Source organism: Helicobacter rappini, assembly GCF_900198625.1.
Classification (GTDB): Bacteria; Campylobacterota; Campylobacteria; order Campylobacterales; family Helicobacteraceae; genus Helicobacter_A; species Helicobacter_A rappini.
This window is the reverse complement of record NZ_FZPK01000089.1, coordinates 1-1459: the sequence shown is the minus strand read 5'-3', so window position 1 is coordinate 1459 and position 1459 is coordinate 1. Positions and strand designations below refer to the sequence as shown.

The following is a 1459-nucleotide window of genomic DNA, read 5'->3' as shown; positions in this document are numbered from 1 at the left end:
TAAGCATTGTTTGTAAGTGTGTTAATGTTTATGCTTTGCTTTGCATTGCAATTACTTTATAAGCCTTTGCATGTATAGCTTTATATTGCTTTGCTTAGTTAGCTTTGTTTGCATACTAAGAGCCGAGCATAAAAGCACATTTAAGCCTTTGCAAACACATAACACATACATATTTAAAACCTTAATGTATCGTTATCATCATTGGTAGGATTTAATACATATAAATCACTATTATTTACTACTTGTTGTAATGTGTTTTCATGTGCTAATTTGTCTATATAATCTGCCCAGAATTGCATTAATTCACGCCTTTCCTGCATTCTTTCACTATGGTTATAACTTTGTATAACCATATTTCCAACACTATGGGCTAAACACATTTCAATAATTGTAAAATCTAGCTTATGCTTAGGTGTTAAATCATATAATATAGTTGAAAATGTGGAGCGGATTCTGTGTGGAGCGTTTAGCTTGTGTATGTTTAGATACTCTTTATAACTCCAATATAAAAGCGGCTTGTTATATGCGTTATCTACTGACTTTTTATATTTATCTTTTATATCGTTGTCTTTTTTGTAAGCATATATAAAGGTGTTAATATTTGCATAGAATATTTTATGCTTTTTAGCTAACCTTGATTTTGTATTTCTAGTGATTAAGCCTCGTTTTTTTCTAACTCTAAATATTCATTACATGCCTTTAATGTTTGTTTTTGTATTCTTATCTTATCACTCAATGCCTTTGAAAAGTTTTTTAGGGCTTAGGCATTATGTTTAAGTAAAAAATAAACCACAAGTATCTATAAAAGCAGTAAATTCGTCGATTTAATGTATCATTTTAGAAAGGATTATGCATGAGAAAAAAGGCTGCGGCTCTTGCCTATGAGGAATATAAAGATCATGCTCCACGCATTGTTGCAAGTGGGCAGGGGAAAATCGCAGAGGCGATTATTGCCAAAGCGCAGGAATATCAAGTGCCACTTTTTTGTAATGCCGAACTTGTTGATTCTCTTATAAAAATGGAAGTGAATAGTAATGTGCCTGAAGCATTGTATCAGGCCGTTGTAGATGTGTTTATATGGCTACAAAATGCAGAAAATACCGCACATATTAGTAAAAAATTAGAGTAAATGTAATCATGCTTACAAATTCTTTCTGCATAGATTCTCACTTGGAATTATGTTTTATAATTCACCGGTAAAACGCTCTTAAAATTCTCCCACAATACACAATTCACACAGAATCTATTCCTACATTTCTAGCATTATTTATTGCAATATATACATAAAATAGTCTATGGGGTTAGACTAGATTTTAAAAGCATGTTTAGTAGTGTTTGCATGTAAGGGTATTAATGTTTTTGCATTGCATACTAAGAGCCGAGTATAAAAGTATATGTAAGCCTTTGCATGTATATTAATGCCTTGCTTTGTTGCATGTAAGCCTTATAACCTCATCAT

General features: G+C 31.6%; 2 protein-coding genes. One reads left to right on the top strand and one right to left on the bottom strand.

Translation table 11 applies throughout. From position 1 onward, the window contains the following. Positions 1 to 173 precede the first annotated feature (173 nt). Positions 174 to 299, bottom strand: a complete 126-nt coding sequence (locus tag C6H17_RS13360; RefSeq protein ID WP_267892807.1) for a hypothetical protein — start codon at positions 297 to 299, stop codon at positions 174 to 176. A 554-nt stretch (positions 300 to 853) separates the two neighbouring features. On the opposite strand from C6H17_RS13360, the gene C6H17_RS11865 reads away from it, so the two are divergent. Next, positions 854 to 1129: an EscU/YscU/HrcU family type III secretion system export apparatus switch protein gene (locus C6H17_RS11865; protein WP_005219977.1), complete on the top strand. Its 276-nt coding sequence runs from the start codon at positions 854 to 856 to the stop codon at positions 1127 to 1129. Positions 1130 to 1459: the final 330 nt, after the last annotated feature.